The 25,130-nt window shown below is 60.8% G+C and carries 19 protein-coding genes and 5 tRNA genes; 5 read left to right on the top strand and 19 right to left on the bottom strand.

Annotation, left to right across the window (positions count from 1 at the left end; genetic code table 11):
- Positions 1-274 precede the first annotated feature (274 nt).
- The 7 genes from CRX69_RS14770 to leuC form a co-directional block, all read right to left on the bottom strand.
- Positions 275-2,839 (bottom strand): FimV/HubP family polar landmark protein, encoded by a 2,565-nt coding sequence (locus CRX69_RS14770; protein ID WP_047229240.1) that lies wholly within the window; start codon positions 2,837-2,839, stop codon positions 275-277.
- Between the two features lie 208 nt (positions 2,840-3,047).
- Positions 3,048-4,058, bottom strand: a complete 1,011-nt coding sequence (locus CRX69_RS14765) for an aspartate-semialdehyde dehydrogenase (protein ID WP_107322244.1) — start codon at positions 4,056-4,058, stop codon at positions 3,048-3,050.
- 250 nt (positions 4,059-4,308) lie between these two features.
- Positions 4,309-5,421 carry an aspartate-semialdehyde dehydrogenase gene (gene asd / locus CRX69_RS14760; RefSeq protein ID WP_047229242.1) on the bottom strand — a complete coding sequence of 371 codons (1,113 nt, stop codon included), beginning with the start codon at positions 5,419-5,421 and terminating at the stop codon, positions 4,309-4,311.
- Between the two features lie 54 nt (positions 5,422-5,475).
- Positions 5,476-6,558 carry a 3-isopropylmalate dehydrogenase gene (gene leuB / locus CRX69_RS14755; protein ID WP_047229243.1) on the bottom strand — a complete coding sequence of 361 codons (1,083 nt, stop codon included), beginning with the start codon at positions 6,556-6,558 and terminating at the stop codon, positions 5,476-5,478.
- A 51-nt stretch (positions 6,559-6,609) separates the two neighbouring features.
- Complete coding sequence (locus CRX69_RS14750) at positions 6,610-7,374, bottom strand: class I SAM-dependent methyltransferase (RefSeq protein WP_107322243.1); 765 nt, start codon at positions 7,372-7,374, stop codon at positions 6,610-6,612.
- Positions 7,375-7,509: 135 nt separating this feature from the next.
- Complete coding sequence (gene leuD / locus CRX69_RS14745) at positions 7,510-8,154, bottom strand: 3-isopropylmalate dehydratase small subunit (protein ID WP_047229245.1); 645 nt, start codon at positions 8,152-8,154, stop codon at positions 7,510-7,512.
- An 11-nt stretch (positions 8,155-8,165) separates the two neighbouring features.
- The gene (leuC, locus tag CRX69_RS14740; protein ID WP_107322242.1) at positions 8,166-9,584 is read right to left on the bottom strand and encodes a 3-isopropylmalate dehydratase large subunit; all 1,419 of its coding nucleotides are present in this window, start codon (positions 9,582-9,584) and stop codon (positions 8,166-8,168) included.
- Positions 9,585-9,740: 156 nt separating this feature from the next.
- Between leuC and CRX69_RS14735 the strand changes: the two genes are divergently transcribed.
- Both CRX69_RS14735 and CRX69_RS14730 read left to right on the top strand, forming a co-directional pair.
- Complete coding sequence (locus CRX69_RS14735) at positions 9,741-10,631, top strand: LysR family transcriptional regulator (protein ID WP_047229247.1); 891 nt, start codon at positions 9,741-9,743, stop codon at positions 10,629-10,631.
- 69 nt (positions 10,632-10,700) lie between these two features.
- Positions 10,701-13,979 (top strand): EAL domain-containing protein, encoded by a 3,279-nt coding sequence (locus CRX69_RS14730; RefSeq protein ID WP_047229248.1) that lies wholly within the window; start codon positions 10,701-10,703, stop codon positions 13,977-13,979.
- 75 nt (positions 13,980-14,054) lie between these two features.
- On the opposite strand, the gene CRX69_RS14725 is transcribed toward CRX69_RS14730, so the two are convergent.
- The 11 genes from CRX69_RS14725 to uvrB all read right to left on the bottom strand — a co-directional run bounded on the left by CRX69_RS14725 (position 14,055) and on the right by uvrB (position 22,337).
- Positions 14,055-14,507, bottom strand: a complete 453-nt coding sequence (locus CRX69_RS14725; RefSeq protein ID WP_047229249.1) for an Hsp20 family protein — start codon at positions 14,505-14,507, stop codon at positions 14,055-14,057.
- Between the two features lie 120 nt (positions 14,508-14,627).
- On the bottom strand, positions 14,628-15,587 hold the full coding sequence (locus tag CRX69_RS14720) for a tRNA dihydrouridine synthase (RefSeq protein WP_107322241.1): 960 nt from the start codon (positions 15,585-15,587) through the stop codon (positions 14,628-14,630).
- Between the two features lie 247 nt (positions 15,588-15,834).
- Positions 15,835-16,284, bottom strand: coding sequence for an acyl-CoA thioesterase (locus CRX69_RS14715; RefSeq protein ID WP_047229251.1), 450 nt, complete (start codon positions 16,282-16,284; stop codon positions 15,835-15,837).
- An 85-nt stretch (positions 16,285-16,369) separates the two neighbouring features.
- Complete coding sequence (locus CRX69_RS14710) at positions 16,370-17,203, bottom strand: alpha/beta fold hydrolase (RefSeq protein ID WP_047229252.1); 834 nt, start codon at positions 17,201-17,203, stop codon at positions 16,370-16,372.
- Between the two features lie 28 nt (positions 17,204-17,231).
- On the bottom strand, positions 17,232-17,771 hold the full coding sequence (locus CRX69_RS14705; protein WP_076383913.1) for a TetR/AcrR family transcriptional regulator: 540 nt from the start codon (positions 17,769-17,771) through the stop codon (positions 17,232-17,234).
- 180 nt (positions 17,772-17,951) lie between these two features.
- Positions 17,952-18,027: transfer RNA gene (locus CRX69_RS14700), tRNA-Glu, on the bottom strand.
- A 75-nt stretch (positions 18,028-18,102) separates the two neighbouring features.
- A tRNA-Ala gene (locus CRX69_RS14695) sits at positions 18,103-18,178 on the bottom strand.
- 53 nt (positions 18,179-18,231) lie between these two features.
- Positions 18,232-18,307 (bottom strand) — tRNA-Glu (locus CRX69_RS14690).
- A 79-nt stretch (positions 18,308-18,386) separates the two neighbouring features.
- A tRNA-Ala gene (locus CRX69_RS14685) sits at positions 18,387-18,462 on the bottom strand.
- Positions 18,463-18,608: 146 nt separating this feature from the next.
- Positions 18,609-20,090, bottom strand: a complete 1,482-nt coding sequence (gene gltX / locus CRX69_RS14680; RefSeq protein ID WP_107322240.1) for a glutamate--tRNA ligase — start codon at positions 20,088-20,090, stop codon at positions 18,609-18,611.
- A 231-nt stretch (positions 20,091-20,321) separates the two neighbouring features.
- Positions 20,322-22,337, bottom strand: coding sequence for an excinuclease ABC subunit UvrB (uvrB, locus tag CRX69_RS14675; protein ID WP_107322239.1), 2,016 nt, complete (start codon positions 22,335-22,337; stop codon positions 20,322-20,324).
- A gap of 332 nt (positions 22,338-22,669) precedes the next feature.
- On the opposite strand from uvrB, the gene CRX69_RS14670 reads away from it, so the two are divergent.
- Positions 22,670-23,866: an amino acid aminotransferase gene (locus tag CRX69_RS14670; RefSeq protein WP_107322238.1), complete on the top strand. Its 1,197-nt coding sequence runs from the start codon at positions 22,670-22,672 to the stop codon at positions 23,864-23,866.
- Positions 23,867-24,078: 212 nt separating this feature from the next.
- Here CRX69_RS14670 and CRX69_RS14665 read toward each other — a convergent pair whose 3' ends face one another.
- The gene (locus CRX69_RS14665) at positions 24,079-24,306 is read right to left on the bottom strand and encodes a hypothetical protein (RefSeq protein ID WP_047229257.1); all 228 of its coding nucleotides are present in this window, start codon (positions 24,304-24,306) and stop codon (positions 24,079-24,081) included.
- Between the two features lie 234 nt (positions 24,307-24,540).
- On the opposite strand from CRX69_RS14665, the gene CRX69_RS14660 reads away from it, so the two are divergent.
- Together CRX69_RS14660 and CRX69_RS14650 are read left to right on the top strand one after the other, a co-directional pair.
- Positions 24,541-24,616: transfer RNA gene (locus tag CRX69_RS14660), tRNA-Asn, on the top strand.
- A gap of 245 nt (positions 24,617-24,861) precedes the next feature.
- On the top strand, positions 24,862-25,056 hold the full coding sequence (locus CRX69_RS14650) for a hypothetical protein (protein ID WP_047229259.1): 195 nt from the start codon (positions 24,862-24,864) through the stop codon (positions 25,054-25,056).
- Positions 25,057-25,130: the final 74 nt, after the last annotated feature.

Genomic DNA, 25,130 nt, shown 5'->3' with positions numbered 1-25,130 from the left:
GGAATTACAGCCTGCTGAAGTACGCAAAGGCGGGCATTATAAGGCCGGCGGGATGGGATGCCAGTCCAACCGGTGGTCATGTGTTGAATGTACTGGCGCCATCGCGAGCAGGCTCGCTCCCACAAGGGATTTGTGCTGGGCGCAGGATTTATGAATACCCGAGAACCTCTGTGGTAGCGAGCCTGCTCGCGATGAGGCCCGCCAGCCACCCTAAACTCCATCCCAAACAAAAACGGCAGCCTCACCGGCTGCCGCTTTTGTTTACCCGATCACCTCAGGCCAGGCGCGACAACATTTCCTGCGCCTCGCTCTTTTGCGTGGCATCGCCTTCGCTGAGGACTTCGCCGAGGATATCCCGGGCACCATCGTTGTCACCCATGTCGATGTAGGCCTGGGCCAGATCGAGCTTGGTCGCCACTTCATCGGTACCGCTGAGGAAGTCGAAATCCGGCTCATCGTCGGCACTGGCCAACGCGTCTTCAGCAGTAAAAGTCGGCTGAGCGAGGCTGTCGGACAGGCGCTCAAGCTCGGCATTGACATCGTCCAGTTCGGACTCGAAGGCGTCCTTGGGTTTGTCTTGCTCGTCCATTTCATCGGCCAGGGATAGGTCGAAATCTTCCGGCAGCTCAAGGTCGTCAGACGGGGTGTCGGCCACCGCAGGGGTTTGGACGGCAGGCTCATCCAGGCCCTTGAGGTCGTCATCCAGGTCCAGCAGGAAGTCTTCGTCGGCCAGGGCCGGCGTCGGCGCCGGGGCGTCGGCACCCAGGTCAAGGTCGAACTCCGACAGGTCATCCAGGCTTTCATTGGCCTCGGTCTGCTGCTTGAGCAACGATTCGAAGTCCAGGTCATCATCGGACGGGAATGCATCCAGCTCGACGACAGGCTCTGGCTCAGGCGTTGCCGGTGCGGCTTCCAGATCCTCAAGGCTCAGGTCGAAGGCGCTGTCGAGCTCCTCATCGGTGGGCGGCGTATCTTCCAGCAAATCCTTGACGTACTGGGCGTCCAGCTCGGCAGCGACTGCCGCGGCGGCCAGACCGGCAGTGGTGGCGACCACCATGGCCGGGAAACGGCTTTTGAGCTGTTCGACCTGGGCATAGTTTTCGCCGTTGGCCACCAATTGGCGCTCTTGGGCAACAAAAGCATCGCGGTCGCCCTGCTGACCGTAGACTTCCATCAGTTTCAGGCGCAGGTCGCTGCGCTGAGGCTCGGCCTTAATGCCTTGCTCAAGCAGATCGGCCGCCTGATTCAAACGACCACGATCAATGTGGGACTGGGCCTGACCTAGCACATCGTCGGAACGCTCGGCAGCCGGAGCCACCAATGGCGCGGCGATCGGCGGCGTGACGATCACGGGCGCAATCACCGGGGCTGGCTTGGGCGCTGGCGCAGGAGCGGGTTTTGGTTCGAGCTTTACGCTTGGCGGTGGAACTTCAATGCCCTCGAAGCTGCTCGGGGGCAGATCGAGCTCCGGGGAGAAATCAGCCTCCTCCTCTAGGGCTCGGGCCATGCGCAAGTGCTTCTCGGCTTCCTGTTGCGCCTTGCGGCGACGGGCCAGCAACAGCAGCAACAACAGCAGGATCAACGCGCCACCGCCAACCAGACCCAACAGGATCGGATTGGTCAGCAGATCGTTGTACTTTTGTTCGCTGGACGCTGCCGGAGCTGGCTCCACGGGAGTCGCGGGCGGCGTCGCTTCAGGCGCGGGCGCAGGAGCTTGTGCCGTTGGGTCCGGCGTCAATTCTGCCGACATCGCCGGGGCCGACTCATCGAGCGGCGGTACGGCGACACCATCAGCCTGCATTTTGGCCAGCTGATTGTTCTTCAGCTCGATCAGGCGCTGCAGCTTGTCCAGTTGGCTCTGCAGATCCGCCATGCGGCTTTTGAGCTCTTCATTGTCGCGGCGAGCCGAATCGAGGCTTTCCTGGGTGACCGCGAGCTGGTTGCTCAGGGCTTGGGCATCGCCGGCAGCGCCTTTGGCGCCGGCCTTCGCGGCCTCGGCGGAGACCAGACTCAGATTATCGCGACCGGCCGCCTGGGCCGGTGCAGCTTGACTGCCACCACGCTTGGTACCGTCCAACTGCTGCTGGCCGGAACGCGCAACGCCCCGCCGCCCCTGGCGCCAGGCGGCATTCTGCGCAGCCACTTCAGCGATAGCCTGGGGTTGCGGCAACGCGGTGCTTTGCACCGGGTCCGGCAGACGCAATACCTTGCCGGTCTTGAGCAGATTGATGTTGCCGTTGATGAATGCGTCCGGGTTCAACGCCTGGATCGCCAGCATGGTTTGCTGGATCGACCCGCCGTTGCGCACCTTGGCGGCAATTTCCCAAAGTGTATCGCGCGGCGTGGTGGTGTATTGGGAAGGCTTGGTGGCGCCCGTCACCGGCGTGGAGACGACCTGGGAAGGCTTCGTCCGGGCGGCATCAGCCGCCTGGGGGGAGAATTTGGAAGGGTCGATCAACACGCTGTAGTCGCGCAGCAGACGGCCATTGGGCCACATCACCTGCACCAGAAACTTGACCATCGGCTCCGACAGCGGCTGGCTGGAAGTCACCCGCAAGACGCTCTTGCCATTGGCATTGATTACCGGGGTGAAGGTCAGGTCATTGAGAAACGCCTGGCGGTCGATTCCGGCCTTGGCAAACTCCTCGGGCGAGGCCAGGCTCGGCACGACTTCGGCGGCGGTCAATTGCTGGACGTCGAGCAGCTCGATCTCGGCGACCAGAGGCTGGTTCGGCGGCGACTTCAGGGTCAATTCCCCGAGCCCGAGTGCTTGCGCCATACCGGAGGACAGCGCCGAGGCGGCCGCTATTGCTAACACCAGTTTGCGAACTTGAACCATAGCCTCTTCCTTTGTTTGAACATTCCTCGGCCAGCGAGAAGGTGTTGATGCCGCTGCCGTAAGGCATTGCGCGCCCCCCGAAGCAACGGCGCGCGCGATCGTTTCACTCATGCTCGGGGAAAGCCCCGAGAGGGAGGTTCGCCTTCAGCACTCTGGCCAAGCATAGCGCCCAGCTAGAATCATTCGACAAATTGTTGCCAAGTATCTTTTACAGCAGGTCTTTTATCAACAACTCAGCCACTTGCACAGCATTGAGCGCCGCGCCCTTGCGTACGTTATCTGACGTCAGCCACATATTTAGTTCCGCCGGGTCATCGATCCCCCCGCGCACACGTCCAACGTAGACTACATCCTGCCCTACCGCATCGCCCACCGGGGTCGGGTAATCGCCCGCCTCCACCAGCTCGATGCCGGGTGCCGCCTCCAAGGCTGCGTTGACTTTCGCCAGGTCGACGGCGCCGGCTGCCTGCACAGTCACGCTAAAGCTATCGCCAAAAAACACCGGGGCTTGAATGCAAGTGACGGAAATCTTTAACGAAGGCTGTTCCAGCACCTGACGCAATTCACGCACCAGACGCTTTTCCAGCAGCGTGTGACCCTGCTCGTCCGGGGTACCCACCTGAGCCAGCAGGTTGAACGCCATCTGCCGATCGAAAAATTTCGGTTCAAGGGGACGTGCATTGAGCAACTCGGCAGTCTGACGGGCCAGTTCACTGACGGCGACGCGGCCCTGAGCGGACACAGCGAGACTGGCGGTCAGGCTGATGCGCTGCAACGCCAGGCATTGGCGCAGCGGCGCCAGCACCACGGCCAGCGCGGTCGCCGACGCACTGGGACTGCTGACTTGAAACGGCTTGCTCAGACTCGCCAGCAGCCCGGCGTTGGCTTCCGGCACGATCTGCGGCGCCTGCTCAGGCGGCAGGGCGCCGGACAGGTCAATCAACGCGCAACCGGCCGCCGTGGCACGCGGGGCGAAGCTCAGGGTCACCGCCGGGCCGGCGGCAAAAAACACCAGTTGGACTTTGCCGAAATCAAATTCGTCGACTTCGCGCACCCGCACATTTTTGCCGCGAAACATCACCGAGCTTCCCGCCGACTCGCTGCTGGCCAGCAGGTGCAGGTTGCCGATCGGGAAGTCACGCTCTTCGAGAATCTGGACAAGGGTTTCGCCGACAGTACCGGTGGCGCCGATCACGGCAATATCAAAGGACTGGCTCATGGGTCTACCTCAGGTAAAACGTGGGGAGCGGCACTTTACCGGGTGGGGGGTATGCAGGCAATTGGCAGGGGAGTTTGCAGTGGTTGTACTGGCCCCATCGCGAGCAAGCTCGCTCCCACAGGTGTTGTGGCCACTGAAGATCCACTGTGGGAGCGAGCTTGCTCGCGATGGCGATGTCACGGACGACACCGTTCCCATAAAAAAACCCGCACCTCTCACAAGGCACGGGTTCTTTCACAGCAGAGACCGATCAACGCTCGAGCAGAATCCGCAGCATGCGACGCAGCGGTTCGGCCGCGCCCCACAGCAACTGGTCGCCGACGGTGAAGGCACCGACGAATTGCGAGCCCATGTTCAACTTGCGCAGACGACCCACTGGTACGTTCAAGGTGCCGGTGACCTTGGTCGGGCTCAGCTCCTGCATGCTGATTTCGCGGTTGTTCGGCACCAGCTTGACCCAAGGGTTGTGCTGGCTGATCAGCCCTTCGATGTCGGCGATCGGCACGTCTTTGTTCAACTTGATGGTCAGCGCCTGGCTGTGGCAGCGCATGGCACCGATACGCACGCAGATGCCGTCCACCGGGATCGGGCTCTTGAAGCGACCGAGGATCTTGTTGGTTTCGGCCTGGGCCTTCCACTCTTCACGGCTCTGGCCGTTCGGCAGTTCCTTGTCGATCCACGGGATCAGGCTGCCGGCCAACGGCACGCCAAAGTTCTCGGTCGGGTACGCATCGCTGCGCATCGCCTCGGCGACCTTGCGATCGATGTCCAGGATGGCACTGGCCGGGTTGGCCAGGTCATCGGCGACAGCGGCGTGGGTCGCACCCATTTGCTTGATCAGTTCACGCATGTTCTGCGCGCCGGCCCCGGAGGCCGCCTGATAGGTCATGGCACTCATCCACTCCACCAGACCGGCCTCGAACAGGCCGCCCAGGCCCATCAGCATAAGGCTGACGGTGCAGTTGCCGCCAATGTAGTTCTTGGTGCCCGCGTCCAGTTGCTGGTCGATGACCTTGCGGTTCACCGGGTCGAGAATGATCACGGCGTCGTCCTGCATGCGCAGGCTGGAGGCGGCGTCGATCCAGTAACCCTGCCAGCCGGCTTCACGCAGTTTTGGGAAGACTTCGCTGGTGTAGTCGCCACCCTGACAGGTCAGGATCACGTCGAGGGTCTTGAGCTCGTCAATGCTGTAGGCATCCTTGAGCGCACCGGTGTCCTTGCCCACGGACGGGCCCTGGCCACCGACATTGGAGGTGGTGAAAAACACCGGTTCAATGAGATCGAAATCCTGCTCTTCCAGCATTCGCTGCATGAGCACGGAACCGACCATGCCGCGCCAACCGATCAGACCTACACGTTTCATCGCAACTACACCTATACAAAAGTGGGCCACCGTCGAAGCGGTGGGCCGCAAAGATTACAGATTACGCAACGCGGCGACTACTGCATCGCCCATTTGCTGCGTACCGACTTTGGTACAACCGGTCGACCAGATGTCGCCCGTGCGCAAACCTTGATCCAATACCACACTGACCGCCTTCTCGATGGCATCAGCCGCGTCATTGAGACTGAAGCTGTAGCGCAGCATCATCGACACCGACAGGATGGTTGCCAACGGGTTGGCAATGCCCTGCCCGGCAATGTCCGGCGCCGAACCGTGGCATGGCTCGTACATGCCTTTGTTGTTGGCATCCAGGGAGGCCGACGGCAGCATGCCGATGGAGCCGGTGAGCATCGAGGCTTCATCGGACAGGATGTCACCGAACATATTGTCGGTGACGATCACGTCGAACTGCTTGGGCGCGCGCACCAGTTGCATGGCAGCGTTATCGACGTACATGTGGCTCAGTTCGATGTCCGGGTAATCCTTGGCCACCTGCTCGACCACTTCGCGCCACAGTTGGCTGGAAGCCAGGACGTTGGCCTTGTCCACCGAGCACAGTTTTTTGCCGCGCACCCGCGCCATATCAAAACCGACCCGGGCGATACGGCGGATTTCGCTCTCGCTGTACGGCAAGGTGTCGTAGGCCTGGCGCTCGCCATTATCCAGCTCACGGGTGCCGCGCGGGGCGCCGAAGTAGATACCGCCGGTCAGTTCACGGACGATGAGGATGTCCAGGCCCGAAACGATTTCCGGCTTCAGGCTCGAAGCGTCGGCCAGTTGCGGGTAGAGGATTGCCGGACGCAGATTGCCGAACAGGCCCAGTTGCGCACGGATCTTCAGCAGGCCGCGCTCAGGACGGATGTCGCGTTCGATCTTGTCCCATTTCGGGCCGCCCACGGCGCCCAGCAGTACGGCATCGGCGGCACGCGCGCGATCCAGGGTTTCATCGGCCAGGGGGACGCCATGCTTGTCGATCGCAGCGCCGCCGATCACATCGTGGCTGAGTTCAAAGCCCAGGCCGTACTTGTCGTTCGCCAGCTCTAGGACCTTGACCGCTTCGGCCATGATTTCCGGGCCAATACCGTCGCCTGGGAGAATCAGAATCTGCTTGCTCATGTTTTCCTCGTTTGCTCTGTCGGCCCGCGCTTGGACTGGCCGGAAAAAGTGCTATCGCTCGGCCCACAGCACCAGTACGTCTGTACTGAACGAACCATCGGCCTCAATCTCAAAATATTCACGCACCTCAACACCCATCGATCGCTGCAGCTCACGGATCGCCCCACGCATCACTTCGGGGGTGCGCATGCGCTCGACCCACGACTGGTACTCCAGGCGCAGACGCTGGCGCGTGGTGCTGCGGGTATGCAACCCCGCCTCGCTGACCTGGCGCAACCACTCGCCGGCCGAATAATCGCGAACATGGCTGGTGTCACGCAGCACCTCAACGCTTTGCAGGTACGTGTCCAACAACGGCATGCCGGGTGACAGGACATCAATGAACGCCGCCACTCCACCCGGCTTGAGCACCCGGCGCACTTCCCGCAGCGACAAGCCCAGGTCGCTCCAATGATGCGCCGAATAGCGGCTGAACACGAAGTCGAACTCAGCGTCAGCGAACGGCAGGCGTTCGGCGGCGCCGCACACCGTGGTGATGTTACTCAGGCCACGATCCGCTGCCGCCGTAGCTACAACGTCAAGCATTGGCTGGGACAGGTCGTAGGCCACCACTTCACCGGCCAGCGGCGCCACATGGAAACTCACGTGCCCAGCGCCGCAGCCCAGGTCCAGCACACGGGCCTCGCCGCGCCCGGCAAGCTCAGCCTGCAGCAGGGCGAACTCAGTGCCCTGGGCGTGCACAGCACTGCTCAGATAGGCCGAAGCCTGTTCACCGAATTGCTTTTGTACGACCTGACTGTGGGCGGTGCTGGTCATGGGGACTTCCTTTTGGCTGGGTCTGTTCTGGCGTCATCGCGAGCAGGCTCGCTCCCACAAGGGATTTTGTCAGCGCCGCAAATCCAATGTGGGAGCGAGCCTGCTCGCGATGGCATCTTCACGCCTTACACAAGATCAAGCATCCCGAAACAACCAAGGCTGGCTCGCCCGGTGCTTGGCCTCGAACGTGGCAATCGCCTCGCCGTCCTGCAAGGTCAGGCCGATGTCGTCCAGACCGTTGAGCAGGCAGTGCTTACGGAATGCATCGATCTCGAAACGCAACACCTTGCCGTCAGGACGGGTCACGGTCTGGGCCGCCAGGTCGATCTGCAGTTGATAGCCGGGGTTGGCCTCGACCTGCTGGAACAACTCATCGACTTCAGCGTCGCTCAGGATGATCGGCAACAAGCCGTTCTTGAAGCTGTTGTTGAAGAAGATGTCGGCGTAGCTCGGCGCAATGATGCTGCGAAAGCCGTACTCTTCAAGGGCCCATGGCGCGTGTTCGCGACTGGAGCCGCAGCCGAAGTTTTCGCGGGCCAGCAACACGCTGGCGCCTTGGTAACGTTCGGCGTTGAGGACGAAATCCTTGTTCAAAGGGCGCTTGGAGTTGTCCTGGTACGGCTGGCCCACATCCAGGTAGCGCCACTCGTCAAACAGGTTCGGGCCGAAGCCGGTGCGCTTGATCGACTTCAAAAACTGCTTGGGGATGATCTGGTCGGTGTCGACGTTGGCACGATCCAAAGGCGCGACAAGACCAGTGTGCTGGGTAAAAGCTTTCATGCTGCGCTCCTTCAGATCAATTCACGGACGTCGACGAAACGGCCGTTGACGGCGGCGGCGGCGGCCATGGCCGGGCTGACCAGATGCGTACGGCCACCGGCGCCCTGACGGCCTTCGAAGTTACGGTTGGAGGTGGAGGCGCAATGCTCGCCCGACTCCAAACGGTCCGGGTTCATCGCCAGGCACATCGAGCACCCAGGCTCACGCCATTCGAAACCGGCCTCGAGGAAAATCTTGTCCAGACCTTCGGCTTCCGCCTGGGCCTTCACCAGGCCCGAGCCTGGCACCACGATGGCCTGCTTGATGGTCGAGGCGATTTTGCGGCCCTTGGCGATCACCGCCGCTGCGCGCAGGTCTTCGATCCGCGAGTTGGTGCAGGAGCCAATGAACACACGGTCCAACTGAATGTCGGTGATCGCCTGGTTGGCGCTCAAACCCATGTATTTCAGGGCGCGGACGATGGAGTCTCGCTTGACCAGATCCATCTCCTGGGCAGGATCGGGAACGTTCTGGTCCACGGCCAGGACCATTTCCGGGGAAGTGCCCCAGCTGACTTGCGGCTTGATTTGCGTCGCGTCGAGTTCGACCACGGTGTCGAACTGCGCGTCGGCATCGGAAACCAGGTCTTTCCAGGCTTGCACCGCCATGTCCCACTCGGCGCCCTTGGGGGCGAACGGACGGCCCTTGACGTACTCCACGGTTTTTTCATCGGCGGCCACCAGCCCGACACGAGCGCCGGCTTCGATGGACATGTTGCAGATGGTCATGCGCCCTTCCACGGACAAATCGCGGATGGCGCTGCCGGCGAACTCGATGGCATGGCCGTTACCACCGGCAGTGCCGATCTTGCCGATCACGGCCAGGACGATGTCTTTGGCGGTCACGCCAAACGGCAGCTTGCCCTCGACGCGCACCAGCATGTTTTTCATTTTCTTGGCGACCAGGCACTGGGTAGCGAGCACGTGCTCGACCTCGGAGGTGCCGATGCCGTGGGCCAAGGCGCCAAACGCACCATGGGTGGAAGTATGGGAGTCGCCGCAGACCACGGTCATGCCGGGCAAAGTCGCGCCCTGCTCCGGGCCAATGACGTGAACGATACCCTGGCGCACGTCATTCATCTTGAATTCAACGATGCCGTATTCGTCACAGTTATCGTCAAGGGTCTGAACCTGCAAGCGCGACACCTGATCGGCAATGGCTTCGATGCCGCCCTTGCGCTCCGGCGTGGTCGGTACGTTGTGGTCCGGGGTCGCGATATTGGCATCGATGCGCCACGGCTTGCGCCCGGCCAGACGCAGGCCTTCGAAGGCTTGCGGCGAAGTCACTTCATGGATGATGTGACGGTCGATGTAGATCAGCGCCGAACCATCGTCGCGCTGCTTGACCAAATGCGAATCCCAGAGCTTGTCGTAGAGCGTTTTGCCGGCCATCAGACGGTTCCTCATCAGCTTGTTTCTATGCCCCGGGTCTTGAGTGAATCAATAACCCCTTGGCTTGTGAGGCTGATCTTATGAGGCTACATTAAATAACTCAAATTCATATTTTTCATGCTTTGCATAACCATTTGGAATTCGACCAGGACGACCATGGACCTCGCCAGCCTTAACGCCTTTATCGCCATCGCCGAGACCGGCAGTTTCTCCGGCGCCGGTGAACGCCTGCACCTGACCCAGCCGGCCATCAGCAAGCGTATCGCCGGGCTGGAGCAACAGCTCAAAGTGCGTCTGTTCGATCGGCTCGGTCGAGAAGTCGGCCTGACCGAGGCTGGCCGAGCCCTTCTGCCACGGGCCTATCAGATTCTGAACGTGCTGGATGACACCCGCCGCGCCCTGACCAACCTGACCGGCGAAGTGACCGGACGCCTGACGCTCGCCACCAGCCACCATATCGGCCTGCATCGGCTGCCACCTCTATTGAGGGAGTTCACCCGACGCTACCCTGAGGTGGCGCTGGATATTCAGTTCCTCGATTCGGAAGTGGCCTACGAAGAAATTCTCCACGGCCGGGCGGAGCTGGCGGTCATCACCCTGGCCCCGGAACCGCACACGCTGGTACGCGCCACGCCGGTGTGGGACGACCCCCTGGATTTCGTGGTGGCGCCGGAACACGCGCTGTTGGACAACGGCCCGGTCAGCCTGGCAGACATCGCCTTGCATCCGGCGGTTTTCCCCGGCGGCAATACCTTTACCCACCACATTGTTCAACGCCTGTTCGAAGCCCAGGGCCTGACGCCGAACATCGCCATGAGCACGAATTATCTGGAAACCATAAAAATGATGGTCTCCATCGGCCTGGCCTGGAGCGTCCTGCCGCGCACCATGCTCGATGAACAGGTGGCACGCATTCCTTTGCCGGGCATACAGCTCAGTCGCCAGCTAGGCTATATCTTGCACACCGAACGGACGCTGTCGAATGCTGCACGGGCTTTCATGTCCTTACTGGACGCACAAATCGATCTGCCAGGGAAAAGGGCATAGGTTGTGCTACTCCTATAGAGCCGAAACGCCTGCGCCCAACGCCCCAAATTGCCCAAGGCTCGCGAGATAATGCCCAAATCCGCTGACCAATTCCCGCCCCTGCCGCGCATTCAGGCGCTAGACCCGAAACGGTCCGAGCAAAGCTGGGACAGCGCCCCCCAGTTGCTGGCCGCCTTGAACGGCGCGCGCCTGGGAGCCTGGTCGTGGGACATTGATACCGGGCGGATCAGTTGGTCACGGGGCACCCAGGCGCTGTTCGGCTTCGATCCGCGCCAGCCATTGCCGGCGGATGTGGACTATCTGGACCTGTTGCTCCCCCAAGACCGAGCAAAGGCCATCCGCGCCTTTCATGCGGCTGTGGCCGGTGCGCCGCTGGAACAGGCCATGCACCATCGCATCGTCTGGCCCGACGGCAGCCTGCACTGGCTGGAAATCAACGGCAGCGTATTACCCGACAAACACGGCCGCCCGCGGATGATCGGAGTAATCCGGGAGATCACGCACCAGCGCGAACGGGAGCAGGCACTGCGCAACTCGGAAAAACGCTTCGCCACGCTCTTTCACCTATGTCCGAATATGGTGTTGCTGACCCGCCAGGAAGACGGGCTGATCATCGAGGCCAACCAGTATTTCGAAAGTCTGTTTGGCTGGCCGCTGCACGACATCATCGGCCGCACGACGCTGGAACTGGGCCTATGGGTCGACCCCGGACAGCGGGCAAAACTGGTGGAGATCATCAAGGCCAACGGCGAAATGGCGAGCATGGAGGTGGAACTGCAGGCCAGCAATGGTCAGATCCACAGCGGCCTGCTCAGCGCCCAGAAGGTCGAGCTGGAAGGCCAACCTTATCTGCTGAGCACCTTCCTCGATACCACCGAACGCAAACTCGCCGAACAGGCCCTCAAGGACAGCCAGGAACGCCTTGATCTGGCCCTCGATTCGGCGCAACTGGGCACCTGGGACTGGCATATTCCCAGCGGCATGCTCTACGGCTCGGCCCGGGCGGCGCAGTTGCATGGCCTGGAGCCCAAGCCGTTCCACGAGTCGTTCGATGCGTTTTTCGAAGGGGTGCCCGATGACGAGCGCAACAACATGCGCAACGCCTACCGCAGCCTGCGGGAAGGCCCGGCGGGGAATTATCAACTGACCTACCGCGTACAAATGCCGGACGGCAGCGCCCGATACCTGGAAAGCCGCGCACGTCTCTATCGCAATGACGACGGCAGCCCGCTGCGCATGGCCGGTACCTTGCTGGACATCACTGACCAGGTAGAACGCGAACAGAGCCTGGCGGCGTCGGAAGAAAAATTCGCCACCCTGTTCCAGGTCAGCCCCGACCCGATCTGCGTAACTCATCAGGATAGTGGCCGGTTCCTCGAAATCAATTCCAGCTTCACCCAGACCTTCGGCTGGTCAGCCACCGACGTGATCGGCCTGAGCGCCGACGAAATCGGCCTGTGGGACGCCTCGGGGAGCAGCCTGCAACGCATCGAAAGGGTGATACGCGAGCGCTCCCTGAACAACGTGGCCGTCGTCGTCCACCATAAAAACGGCCAGCCGCTGACATGCGTGATTTCCAGTCGCCAGATCAACGTCGGCAACCAGCCCTGCATTGTCACCACCCTGCGGGATATCTCCCAGCAGCAGCGCTCTGAAGCGGCCCTCAAGGCCAGCGAGGAGAAATTCGCCAAGGCTTTCCATTCCAGCCCTGACGCCATCACCATCACCGAACGCGACAGCGGCCGCTACCTCGAAGTCAATGACGGCTTCTGCCGCCTGACCGGCTACCGCGCCGACGAAGTGATCGGGCATACGGTCTACGAGGTCGGTATCTGGGCCGAAGAAAAACAACGCATGGCATTGCTGGCCGAACTGGAGCTCAAGGGCCGGGTGCATCACCAGGAAATGCTCGGGCGCAATAAACGCGGAGAGATCCTCACGGTGGAGGTCTCGGTCGAACCGATCATGCTCAATGAGACGGCCTGCCTGCTGCTGACCGCCCGGGACGTGAGCCTGTTGCGCAATGCCGAAGCACAGATCCGCCACCTGGCCTATCACGATCCGCTGACCAACCTGCCCAACCGCGCCTTACTGATGGATCGGCTGAGCCAGCAGATCGCCTTGCTCAAGCGCCATAACCTGCGGGGCGCTCTGCTGTTTCTGGACCTGGACCACTTCAAGCACATCAACGACTCCCTGGGCCACCCGGTGGGCGACACGGTGCTGAAAATCATCACCGCACGCCTGGAAGCCAGCGTGCGCCTGGAAGACACCGTGGCGAGGCTGGGCGGCGACGAATTCGTGGTGCTGCTCAGCGGCTTGGAAGGCACCCGCAGCGCAGTCAGCCAACAGGTACAGAACCTGGCCGACACTCTGCGCGAATTACTGTCGGAGCCGATGTTTCTCGATGGCCAACGGTTGCAGGTCACGCCGAGCATCGGCATGGCGCTGATTCCCGACCATGGCTCCACCCCCACCGACCTGCTCAAGCGCGCCGACATTGCGCTGTACCGCGCCAAGGATTCGGGGCGCAACACCTCGCAGATGTTCCACACCACCATGCAAAAAGCCGCCAGCGAACGGCTGCGCATGGAAACCGACCTGCGCCAGGCCTTGGCTCGCGGGGAGTTCAGCGTACATTTCCAACCTCAGGTCGACGCCCGGGACAACCGCATCATCGGCGCCGAAACGCTGGTGCGCTGGCATCACCCCGAATTGGGCGCCCAATCGCCGAATGAATTCATCAAAGTGCTGGAGGACAGCGGGCTGATTCTGGAAGTTGGCACCTGGATTCTCGATGAAGCCTGCAACGGCTTCAAACAACTGATCGCCAAGGGCAAGATCGATCCGCTGCAATTCAGCCTGTGCGTGAATATCAGCCCACGGCAGTTCCGCCAGAGCGACTTCGTCGAGCGCATCGAAAGCTGCCTCGCCACCTATGGCCTGCCTTACGCCATGCTCAAGCTGGAAATCACTGAGGGCATCGTGATCCAGAATCTGGACGACACCATCGCCAAGATGCGTCGCCTGAAAAAATTGGGAGTGAGCTTCGCCATGGACGATTTCGGGACCGGTTATTCGTCGCTGACCTACCTTAAACGTCTGCCGGTGGACACCTTGAAAATCGATCAGTCATTCGTGCGCGACGCCACCAGCGACCCCAACGATACCGAAATCATCCGCGCCATCGTCGCCATGGCCCGCAGCCTTGAGCTGGAGGTGATCGCCGAAGGTGTCGAAACCCCGGAACAACTGAGTTTCCTGCAGGGGCTGGGTTGCCATTTGTACCAGGGCTACCTGCACAGTCGGCCGTTGCCGCTAGACGCGTTTGAGCGACTGTTGCCCTGACAAAGGAGCCCGCAATGAGGGCTCCACAAATGAAAAAGGGCGCCAATGGCGCCCTTCTTCATTAGTTGCGATGCATCAGTTTTGCAGCGCGGGTTGTTGCTGCGCCCCGTTGATCGGGATGCGCTTGGCTTTCGCCTCTTCCGGGATCACTCGCAACAGGTCGATGCTCAACAGACCGTTGCTCAGGCCGGCGGATTTGATCTCGATATGATCGGCCAACCGGAAGGACAGCTTGAACGCACGCTGGGCGATACCCTGGTGCAGGTAGGTCACGCTGTCGTTGCTCGCTTCGCGCTTACCACCGCTGATGGTCAGCACACCTTTTTCCACTTGCAGGTCCAGGTCGTCTTCCTGGAACCCGGCGGCGGCAACCACGATGCGATACTCGTCATCGCCATGTTTTTCCACGTTGTAGGGTGGATAGCTACTGCCCGGTTCGTTGCGCAAGGCGGTTTCGAACAGGTCGTTGAAACGGTCGAAGCCCACCGAGGAACGGAACAGAGGGGCCAGGGAAAATGCAGTACTCATGATTCAAATCTCCTGAAAAGTTCAGCAAGGTTTTTTGTCTCCGCGACCCGAATTCGGCATCGCGTAATCCCTATCTAGGGACCGCCAAAAACTTTTCAAGAGGTTGTTTTGAAATTTTTTTCAGGCCGCTTCGGTGCGCTGCACGCCCAGCAAATGGCCTACCGCGTCCAGGTCGGTTTCCCGGCGCAGGGCGGTAAACAGCTCCACCGCTTCGGGATAATTGCGAGTCAGCATCGCCAGCCACTGCTTCAACCGGCCGGGCGCCTGGCGTGGGGTCAATTGCTCGACCACCTGCACCCAGAAGTCCTCGAGCATCGGTTGCAATTCGGCCCAGGACAGCTCGATCACCTCTTCACCGGCCCTGGCCGCAGCGATCTGCCGGGCCAGATCAGGACGGGAAACGAGTCCGCGGCCGAGCATGATGTCTTCCACACCACTGATCTCGCGGCACCGGCGCCAGTCTTCAACGCTCCAGATATCGCCGTTGGCGAATACCGGGACCTTGACCACCTCCTGAACCCGTGGGATCCACTCCCAGTGGGCCGGTGGTTTATAGCCGTCGGTCTTGGTCCGCGCATGCACCACAATGTGCGCCGCGCCACCTTCGGCCAATGCCGTGGCACAGACCAACGCCCCATCCGGGCTGTCGAAACCCAGGCGCATCTTGGCGGTAACGGGAATGTGCCTGGGCACCGCGCGGCGCACGTGCTCGACAATTTCGTTGAGCAGCTCCGGCTCTTTGAGCAACACCGCCCCACCCCGTGATTTATTCACAGTCTTGGCCGGACAGCCGAAGTTCAGGTCGATAACCTGCGAACCCAGCTCGCAGGCCAATGCGGCGTTTTCCGCCAGGCACACCGGATCGGAACCCAGCAATTGCACCCGCAGCGGTACGCCGGCAGCGGTCCGGGCACCGGTCAGCAGCTCAGGGGCAAGCTTGTGGAAATAGGCCGGTGTGAGCAGACGGTCATTGATGCGAATGAACTCGGTCACGCACCAGTCGATACCGCCAACACGGGTCAGAACGTCCCGCAGGATGTTGTCAACCAACCCCTCCATGGGCGCCAGGGCAATTTGCATGGAAAAACACACTCAACGAAAAACGTGCGGCAGTTTACCGGATTTTGCCCACAACATCGGAATTCACCACCAATCCCCTGTGGGAGTTGAGCTTGCTCGCGATAGCGCTGGGTCAGCTTGCATTGATACCGAATGTGCGGCCGTCATCGCGAGCAAGCTCGGCTCCCACACTGGATCCCGCGTGTTCACAGATTCTGCATCCACCACAGATCCCTGTGGGAGCGAGCTTGCTCGCGATAGCGCTGGGTCAGTCTATGAGAATGCCGGATGTCATCAGCGCAGGACCATAACCCTCGATGAACTCCGGTGGCATGCGCTTGGGCCTGCCGGTGGACAGTTCAATGCAGACAAATGTGGTCTGGGCCCGCAATAACGTGGTGTTGTCGCTGGGGCGAATCAGCTGGAAATGCCGATTCATCTTCAATCGCTGATCCCAGTCGACGATCCAGGTAGCCAGTTGCAACTCGTCACCTTCGTAGGCCGCCGCCAGGTAATCGATCTCATGACGCACAACCGCCATGGCCCGGTCCAGCCGCCGATACTCCACCAGATCCAGCCCCAGGCGCTGGGAATGGCGCCAGGCACAGCGCTCAAGCCAGGTGACGTATACCGCGTTATTGGCGTGGCCCAGCCCGTCGATGTCTTCGGCATTTACTTGAAGATCAATAATGAACGGCGTTGCCCTATCCCAGCCCATGCCCCTCTCCCGGTCGAATTTGGTGGGGGCCAGTGTAACGGATCCGAGCTTGACCGCCATCGCGGCCAAGCCTCGCTCCCACAGATCAAGCCGATTGCCGCGCTTGCAGACTGCGCCCGGCCAGCAGGGATAACACGCCATCAATGACGCGAGGATCGGCCAGCACCCGCTGGTGGCCGCCCTGCGGCAAGCGCAGCAAGCGGCTGTCGAACCAGGCTTCGTGAATCAGTTGCGATTCCTTGACCGAAACGAAGGTGTCGTCCTCGGCATGGACAATCAGCCCGGGCACGTCCAGTTGGTAATGGGCGACATCCATCCTCGAAGCCGGCATGCCCACATCGTTTTCCACTTGGCGAATGAAGGCCGATCGCGCCTTGGGCGGCAGCCCCATCATCCGGGCGAACCCACGCAGCACGCCAAGAATGCGCGCAGGCGCCGCAATGCTGACCAGAGTCTCGGTCCGCAACCCCAGCTGAACCGCGAGCATGGCACTGGCACCACCCATGGAATGCCCAACCACGGCTTGCAGCGGTGGTAACTCCGCCGCGGCTTCGAGCATGGCCCTGGCGAACAGCAGGACATTGGCCTCGCGCCCAGGTGAGCGGCCATGGGCCGGGCCGTCCAACGCCACCACCGTGTAGCCGGCACCTACCAGCGCCGTGATCAGCGCGGCAAATTGCGTGGGTCGCCCTTCCCAGCCATGCATCAACAAGACGGTCGGACCTTTGCCCCAACGCAAGGCGGACAGACCGAAGCGTAAGGTGATGCGCTCGGAGGTCGCCAGCAATGGCAGCTCCCAATCCCTTGGCGGCAAGTCCCGGGGACGCATGAACAGCGATCGCATCTTCTTCGCCACCAGGCCCGGAGCCACCCATCCCAGCGTGCCATTGACGCCACGAATCCAGCTAAACCTGTTCATCGCTCATCTCCAGGGCTTGCGCCTTAGCTCATCGCACCGCCGACTTGGCAGCGCGCAGCAACCGATCCGATAACTCTCCCGGGCCCAACGCTCGCGCCAAGGCCAGGCCGCCGACCATCAGGGCAATGTCAGCCAAGGCCTTATCGGCGTCTTCCGGGCTGGCCGCCAACTGCGCAACCATCAGCTCAATATGCTCATTGAGCACCTCACGAAACTCATCCGGCAGCCGCCCGAGCTCGCCGACCGATGCCGGGATCGGGCAGGCCAGATCGGTGGTATCACGGTGCTTGCGCGACAGGTAGAACGCGGCTGCCAGGGTTCGCCGCTCCTCACCGCTCAGCTCGGCATCCATGTCAGCGATCAAGCCACGACGCTGGCTGAGCAGTTGCTTGAATGCCTCGAGCATCAAGGCATCCTTGCTTTCGAAGTGGGCATAGAAGCCGCCCACTGTCAGCCCGGCGGCGCCCATCACTTCGCCGACACTCGGCTCGGCCGGACCCCGCTGAATCAGCGCAGCACTGGCGGCCTTGAGTATGCGTTCGCGGGTTTGCGCTTTTTTATCGCTCATCGTTACCTCCGAATATTACGACTGAAATATTATCCATGTAATAATTTTCCGCAAGCGGAAATTTTGACCGCTGGTCAGAAGCATCGTTAAAGGAATTGAAGATTGGCCGAACGCCAGACAAACAAAAGGGCCATTCAAGAATTGAATGACCCTTATAAAATCCCGCAGAGCGGGTAATCGTGGCGTCCCCTAGGGGACTCGAACCCCTGTTACCGCCGTGAAAGGGCGGTGTCCTAGGCCACTAGACGAAGGGGACACAAACCTTCTAACTTGATCAGCGCTGAGAACTGATCGATTCAAGGCCGGTGTGGCCAAACCTTGAACCTGTAATTGGTGGAGCTAGACGGGATCGAACCGTCGACCTCTTGCATGCCATGCAAGCGCTCTCCCAGCTGAGCTATAGCCCCGGATTTTTCGCCTCGCGGCGGAGCGACATCTTGCAACATCGCTTCTGTAAAACTGGCGTCCCCTAGGGGACTCGAACCCCTGTTACCGCCGTGAAAGGGCGGTGTCCTAGGCCACTAGACGAAGGGGACGCAAACCCTTCTATACAACTGATCAACGCTGAGTGTTGATCGCTTCAAGACCGGTGTGGCCAGGCCTTGAAGTGTAAATTGGTGGAGCTAGACGGGATCGAACCGTCGACCTCTTGCATGCCATGCAAGCGCTCTCCCAGCTGAGCTATAGCCCCTCATCGCTGAGGACGGGGCGAATCTTAAGGGCGTATCCGAGGGCTGTCAAATTTATTTTCAACAAATTTGAAAGTTTTTTGCCGGGATAACAATCACTTACCGACAAACCCCGGAAAACCGGGGTATGTCCTGCCTCATCGAGCACTCAGGCAATCGCGCCCAGCAGTTTTTCCCACTCCTTGTTCTCCTTCTTCGACACACCACCGAGCAGATCGATGGCCTGGCGCAGACGGAAACGGGTCAGGTCCGGGCCAAGGATCTCCATGGCATCGAGCACCGACACCGAGCTGGCCTGGCCAGTAATGGCGGCGAACATCAGCGGCATGGCATCACGCAGTTTCAGCTCCAGCGATTCGACCACGGCCTGGATGGTCGCGGTGATGCTGTCCTTTTCCCACTGACGCAGACTTTCGAGCTTCCACAGGATCAGTTGCATCAATTGGCGCACCTGATCACCGGAAAGCTTCTTGGACTCGAACAGCTTCGCATCCGGGGTCACGCCGCCGGCAAAGAAGAAGCCGGCCAGGGGTGCGATCTGGCTGAACGTCTCCACCCTGCCCTGCACATGGGGAGCGATTTTCATCATGTACTCAGGGTTGAATGCCCACTTCTGTACACGCGCAGCAAACTCCTCCACCGGCAGGTCACGCAACCACTGACCGTTGAGCCAGGAGAGTTTCTCGACATCGAAGATCGGACCACCCAGCGACACCCGCGACAGGTCGAAGTGCTCGACCATTTCCTGCAGCGAGAACTTCTCGCGCTCGTCCGGCATCGACCAGCCCATGCGCCCCAGGTAGTTGAGCATCGCCTCAGGCATGAAGCCCATGCGCTCGTAGAAGGTCACCGACGTCGGGTTCTTGCGCTTGGACAGCTTGCTCTTGTCAGGGTTACGCAGCAGTGGCATGTAGCACAGCTGCGGTTGTTCCCAGCCGAAGTATTCGTAGAGCAGGATCAGTTTCGGCGCCGACGGCAGCCACTCTTCACCGCGCAAGACGTGGGTGATGCCCATCAGGTGATCGTCGACCACGTTCGCCAGGAAATACGTCGGCAGGCCGTCGGTCTTCATCAGCACTTGCATGTCCATGCGATCCCACGGGATCTCGACATCGCCGCGCAGCATGTCCGGCACCACACAGACGCCTTCGGTCGGCACCTTCATGCGGATCACATGGGGCTCGCCAGCGGCCAGGCGACGGGCGACTTCTTCCTTGGACAGCAGCAGCGCGCGGCCGTCGTAGCGTGGGGTCTCGCCGCGGGCCATCTGCTCGGCGCGCATCTGGTCCAGCTCTTCGGCGGTGCAGAAGCACGGGAAGGCGTGGCCCATGTCTACCAGTTGCTGACAGTACTGCTGATAGATGTCACCGCGCTCGCTCTGGCGGTAGGGACCGTGCGGGCCGCCAACGTCCGGACCTTCGCTCCAGTCGATGCCCAGCCAGCGCAGGGCGTCGAAGATCTGCTGTTCGGACTCGCGGGTCGAACGCAGCTGGTCGGTGTCCTCGATCCGCAGGATGAACTCACCGCCGTGCTGCTTGGCAAAGCAATAGTTGAACAAAGCGATGTAAGCGGTGCCGACATGGGGATCGCCAGTGGGCGAAGGCGCGATGCGGGTGCGGACGGTGGTCATGGCATGTCTCGGAAAGAATATAAAAGCGAAGATGAAACAGGGGGCGAATGGTAACAGGCGATGGTGGGCAGGCTCCAGTGAGAGGGGGATTTGTGTGGCACCTGTCAGACCGAGGCACCTTCAATCGCGAGCAGGCTCGCTCCCACAGGGAACCAAGTTGCCCGGACTGGACGCGGTCCATTGTGGGGGCGAGCCTGCTCGCGATAAGGCCATTACCGTGGCCACACAACCTCAGACAGTCAGCAACCGCTCGCGCAGCTTGCCAATCTCGTCACGCAACTGCGCAGCCGCTTCGAACTCCAGGTCCCGGGCCAGCTGGTACATTTTTTCTTCCAACTGACGGATACGTTTGCTGATTTCGCTCGGCGAGCGCAGTTCGGCTTCGTAACGGGCGCTCTCTTCGGCGGCCTTGGCCATGCCCTTGCGCTTCTTGCTGCGCGAGCCGGGCACAGTGGCGCCTTCCATGATGTCGGCGACGTCCTTGAACACCCCTTTCGGCGTGATGCCGTTGGCCAGGTTGAAGGCAATCTGTTTATCGCGACGACGCTCGGTCTCGCCGATAGCCCGTTCCATGGAACCGGTGATGCGATCGGCATAAAGAATCGCCCGGCCGTTGAGGTTACGCGCCGCCCGACCGATGGTCTGGATCAACGAACGCTCGGAGCGCAGGAAACCTTCCTTGTCGGCGTCCAGAATCGCCACCAGTGACACCTCCGGCATGTCCAGGCCTTCGCGCAGCAGGTTGATCCCCACCAACACGTCGAACGTACCCAGGCGCAGGTCGCGGATGATCTCGACCCGCTCCACCGTGTCGATGTCCGAGTGCAGGTAGCGCACCCGCACACCGTGGTCGGCCAGATAATCAGTCAGGTCTTCGGCCATGCGCTTGGTCAGCGTGGTGACCAGCACCCGCTCCTCCACCGCCACACGCTTGGAGATTTCCGAGAGCAGATCATCGACCTGAGTCAGCGCCGGGCGCACTTCAACCTGCGGATCGACCAGCCCGGTGGGTCGCACCACCTGCTCGACCACCCGGCCGGCATGCTCGGTCTCGTAGTTGCCGGGGGTGGCGGAGACGAAAATCGTCTGCGGACTCACACTTTCCCATTCGTCAAAACGCATCGGCCGGTTATCCAGGGCCGAAGGCAGACGGAAGCCGTATTCCACCAGGGTTTCCTTGCGAGACCGGTCGCCTTTGTACATGGCGCCGACCTGGGGCACGCTGACGTGGGATTCGTCGATCACCAGCAAGGCATCGGCCGGCAGATAGTCATACAACGTAGGCGGTGGCGCGCCCGCCGGGCGACCCGACAGGTAGCGCGAGTAGTTTTCGATGCCGTTGCAGTAACCCAGCTCCAGGATCATCTCCAGGTCGAATCGGGTCCGCTGCTCCAGCCGCTGGGCTTCCACCAGTTTGTTGTTCGACCGCAAGTATTCCAGGCGCTCCTGCAATTCAACCTTGATCCCCTCGATAGCGCCCAGCAGGGTTTCCCGGGGCGTAACGTAGTGGCTCTTGGGGTAGAAGGTGAAGCGCGGCAGCTTGCGGATCACCTCGCCGGTCAGCGGATCGAACGCCGAAAGACTCTCCACTTCATCATCGAACAGCTCGATGCGGATCGCCTCCAGGTCCGATTCCGCCGGGTAGATGTCGATCACGTCGCCACGGACCCGGAACGTTGCCCGGGCGAAATCCATGTCGTTGCGGGTGTACTGCAGGTCCGCCAGGCGACGCAGCAAGGCTCGCTGGTCGAGCTTGTCGCCGCGATCAACGTGCAAGACCATCTTCAGGTACGTTTCCGGGCTACCCAGACCATAGATGCACGATACCGTGGTGACGATGATCGCGTCCTTGCGTTCGAGCAATGCCTTGGTGGCCGAGAGCCGCATCTGTTCGATGTGATCGTTGATCGAAGCATCCTTCTCGATGAAGGTGTCCGAAGACGGTACGTAGGCTTCGGGTTGGTAGTAGTCGTAATAGGAGACGAAGTACTCCACCGCGTTATTGGGGAAAAACGCCTTGAACTCGCCATACAGCTGCGCCGCCAGGGTCTTGTTCGGTGCCAGCACCAGGGTCGGGCGCTGCACTTGGGCAATCACGTTGGCGATGCTGAAAGTCTTGCCCGAGCCTGTCACACCGAGCAGCGTCTGGTGCGCCAGTCCGGCCTCGATGCCTTCGACCATCTGGCGAATGGCTTCCGGCTGGTCGCCGGCGGGCTGGAATCGGGTGACTAGCTGGAATTCAGACATAACATAACCTCTGGGTTCACCCCTGTCGGCCAGCCAACAGGAACGAGAAAGACCGAAACGACTGATGTCGCCCGAGGAAAAAACTGGGATGCATACAATGTGGAGGTGAATGCCTTCGCTTTCAAGACGAACGTCCTACACGCCTTGAAGTCTTTGACGCCGCCAGGGGACTAACGGTCGAAAAAAAACGAAAATACTTACCTTAAAAACCGAATCGCCTGTCGCCGCGCCCGGTGATGGCCTCTATACTAGCTCCCCGTTTGTGCACCGCTCTAGTGCATTCGGCTGGAGCGCTACACGTCCCCTCACACTCCATTCAGAGCCGCGCAATAATGAGCCTGTTTTCCGCTGTCGAATTGGCACCACGCGACCCCATCCTGGGCCTCAACGAAGCATTCAACGCCGACACCCGTACCAATAAGGTCAACTTGGGCGTGGGTGTTTACTGCAACGAGGAGGGGCGCATTCCACTTCTGCGCGCCGTTGTCGAAGCCGAGACGATCCGCGTGGCCCAACACGTTTCCCGTGGTTACCTGCCGATCGACGGCATTGCCGCCTACGACCAGGCGGTCCAGACCCTGCTGTTCGGCAAGGACTCGCCGTTGATCGCCTCCGGCCGCGTCATCACCACCCAGGCCGTGGGCGGCACTGGCGCACTGAAGATCGGCGCCGACTTCCTCAAGCAACTGCTGCCTGACGCCGTCGTGGCCATCAGCGATCCAAGCTGGGAAAACCACCGCGCGCTGTTCGAAACCGCCGGTTTCCCGGTGCAGAACTACCGCTACTACGACGCCGCCACCCATGACGTGAACCGCAGCGGCCTGCTGGAAGACCTCAACGCCCTGCCCGACCGCTCGATCGTCGTGCTGCACGCCTGCTGCCATAACCCCACCGGCGTGGACCTGAGCCCGCAAGACTGGAAAAACGTACTGGACGTGGTCAAGGCCAAGAACCACGTTCCATTTTTGGACATGGCTTATCAGGGCTTTGGCGACGGTATCGACGAAGACGCCGCCGCCGTGCGCCTGTTCGCCGAGTCGGGCCTGACTTTCTTTGCGTCCAGCTCGTTCTCCAAATCGTTCTCGCTGTACGGCGAGCGCGTTGGCGCCCTGTCGATCGTCAGCGAATCGAAAGAGGAAAGTGCCCGGGTACTGTCCCAGGTCAAGCGTGTGATCCGCACCAACTACTCCAACCCGCCGACCCACGGCGCCAGTATTGTCGCAGCCGTGCTCAACAGCCCGGAACTGCGGGCCCAATGGGAAGCGGAACTGGCCGAAATGCGTCTGCGGATTCGCGGCATGCGCAACCAGATGGTGGATATGCTGGCTAAAGCCGCTCCGCAGCGGGATTTCAGCTTCGTCGCACGCCAGCGCGGGATGTTTTCCTACTCCGGCCTGACCGTTGAACAGGTGACGCGCCTGCGCAACGAGTTCGGCATCTATGCCCTGGACACCGGCCGCATCTGCGTGGCCGCGCTGAACCAGAACAACATCGATGCGGTGACCAAGGCGATTGTTCAGGTGATCTGAAGGTCGCCGGGATGAAAAAAGGGAAGCCAAGGCTTCCCTTTTTTTGCGTTCACGCTGACCCCGTGGCGAGGGAGCTTGCTCCCGCTGGGCTGCGAAGCAGCCCTAAAGCCAGCCACCTCGGTGTGTCAGACTGATTGACTCAAGCATTTCCTAGGGCTGCTGCGCAGCCCAGCGGGAGCAAGCTCCCTCGCCACAAAAGCAACTCGTCGAAATTACAGCTCCGTCGCCCGCTGACTCGCGGCATCGTCGTAGATCACATACAACGACTCGGCAATCTGACTCTTGATGGCCTTGGTGCTTTCCAGCCCCAGGACAAAACCCTCGGCCTTGCCACCGGCACGGTTCAATTCGTCAGCGGTGCTGGCCTGGGTGATGGCATCGTAGAGTTTCTCCGCGTGCGGTCCCACGCCCTTGGGCAAGCTGATCTGGGCGGTACTCATAGGCGCACCTCAGTGTGGTTGCCTGTGTGAAGCGGTAACAGATGATTCATGGCGCAAACCTTTGTTTGGCGAATGGCCGGTAGCGCGTTCAGCCACTTCCGGGGGACCATGGTAGCCCTCTCCTGCCGTTGCGGTAACCGCCAATCGCCGATTAATCGCCAACGGACCTGAGGAATGTGCCGGCCGGCAAGAGAAGCTTGACTTCTCTTTTCCAATCAGTAACATACGCGTCATTCCGCGATAGCTCAGTTGGTAGAGCAAGTGACTGTTAATCACTGGGTCCCTGGTTCGAGTCCAGGTCGTGGAGCCAGACAGCAGCAAATCAAGCCCCTGAATCGAAAGATTCAGGGGCTTTTTTGTGGGCGAAAGAAAGGGCTGATTGATTGAAAAGGCTTGCCGATGTCGCTGGCGGAACAATCAGTCAGGCCCGAACAGGCATCATGGTCTGAATCCTGCTTGAATTTGCCAGGCCCGACCGTCACGTGCACGTCATGAGGACGTCGCAAACTGGCGTTGTCCGCCAACAAACATCTCCATAACAACAAGGACGAAGACATGCCCACGCAACACCCGCACCGCAACAATGATCTGTGTACCTCCAGCAAGGTGTACACCGCGCTGACTGAACTCAAGCACCTGGAAGGCCACCGCAGCGCCAAATTCCTTTCGCTGCTGACGCAACACCTGGTGCGCAAGGGCTTGCTCAACGAGCAGGAAGTGGTGCACATGCTCGATCTGGTCGTCGATTGAGCAGCATCGATTCCTACTATTGAAGCGGTTGATTTTTCCTCCCCCCTGCTGAGTCGTAAGGTAACTCCATCGAT

The sequence above is a fragment of the Pseudomonas rhizophila genome (assembly GCF_003033885.1).
GTDB lineage: Bacteria > Pseudomonadota > Gammaproteobacteria > Pseudomonadales > Pseudomonadaceae > Aquipseudomonas > Aquipseudomonas rhizophila.
The sequence above is the reverse complement of the archived record's forward strand: the minus strand, read 5'-3'. Positions and strand labels throughout refer to the sequence as shown.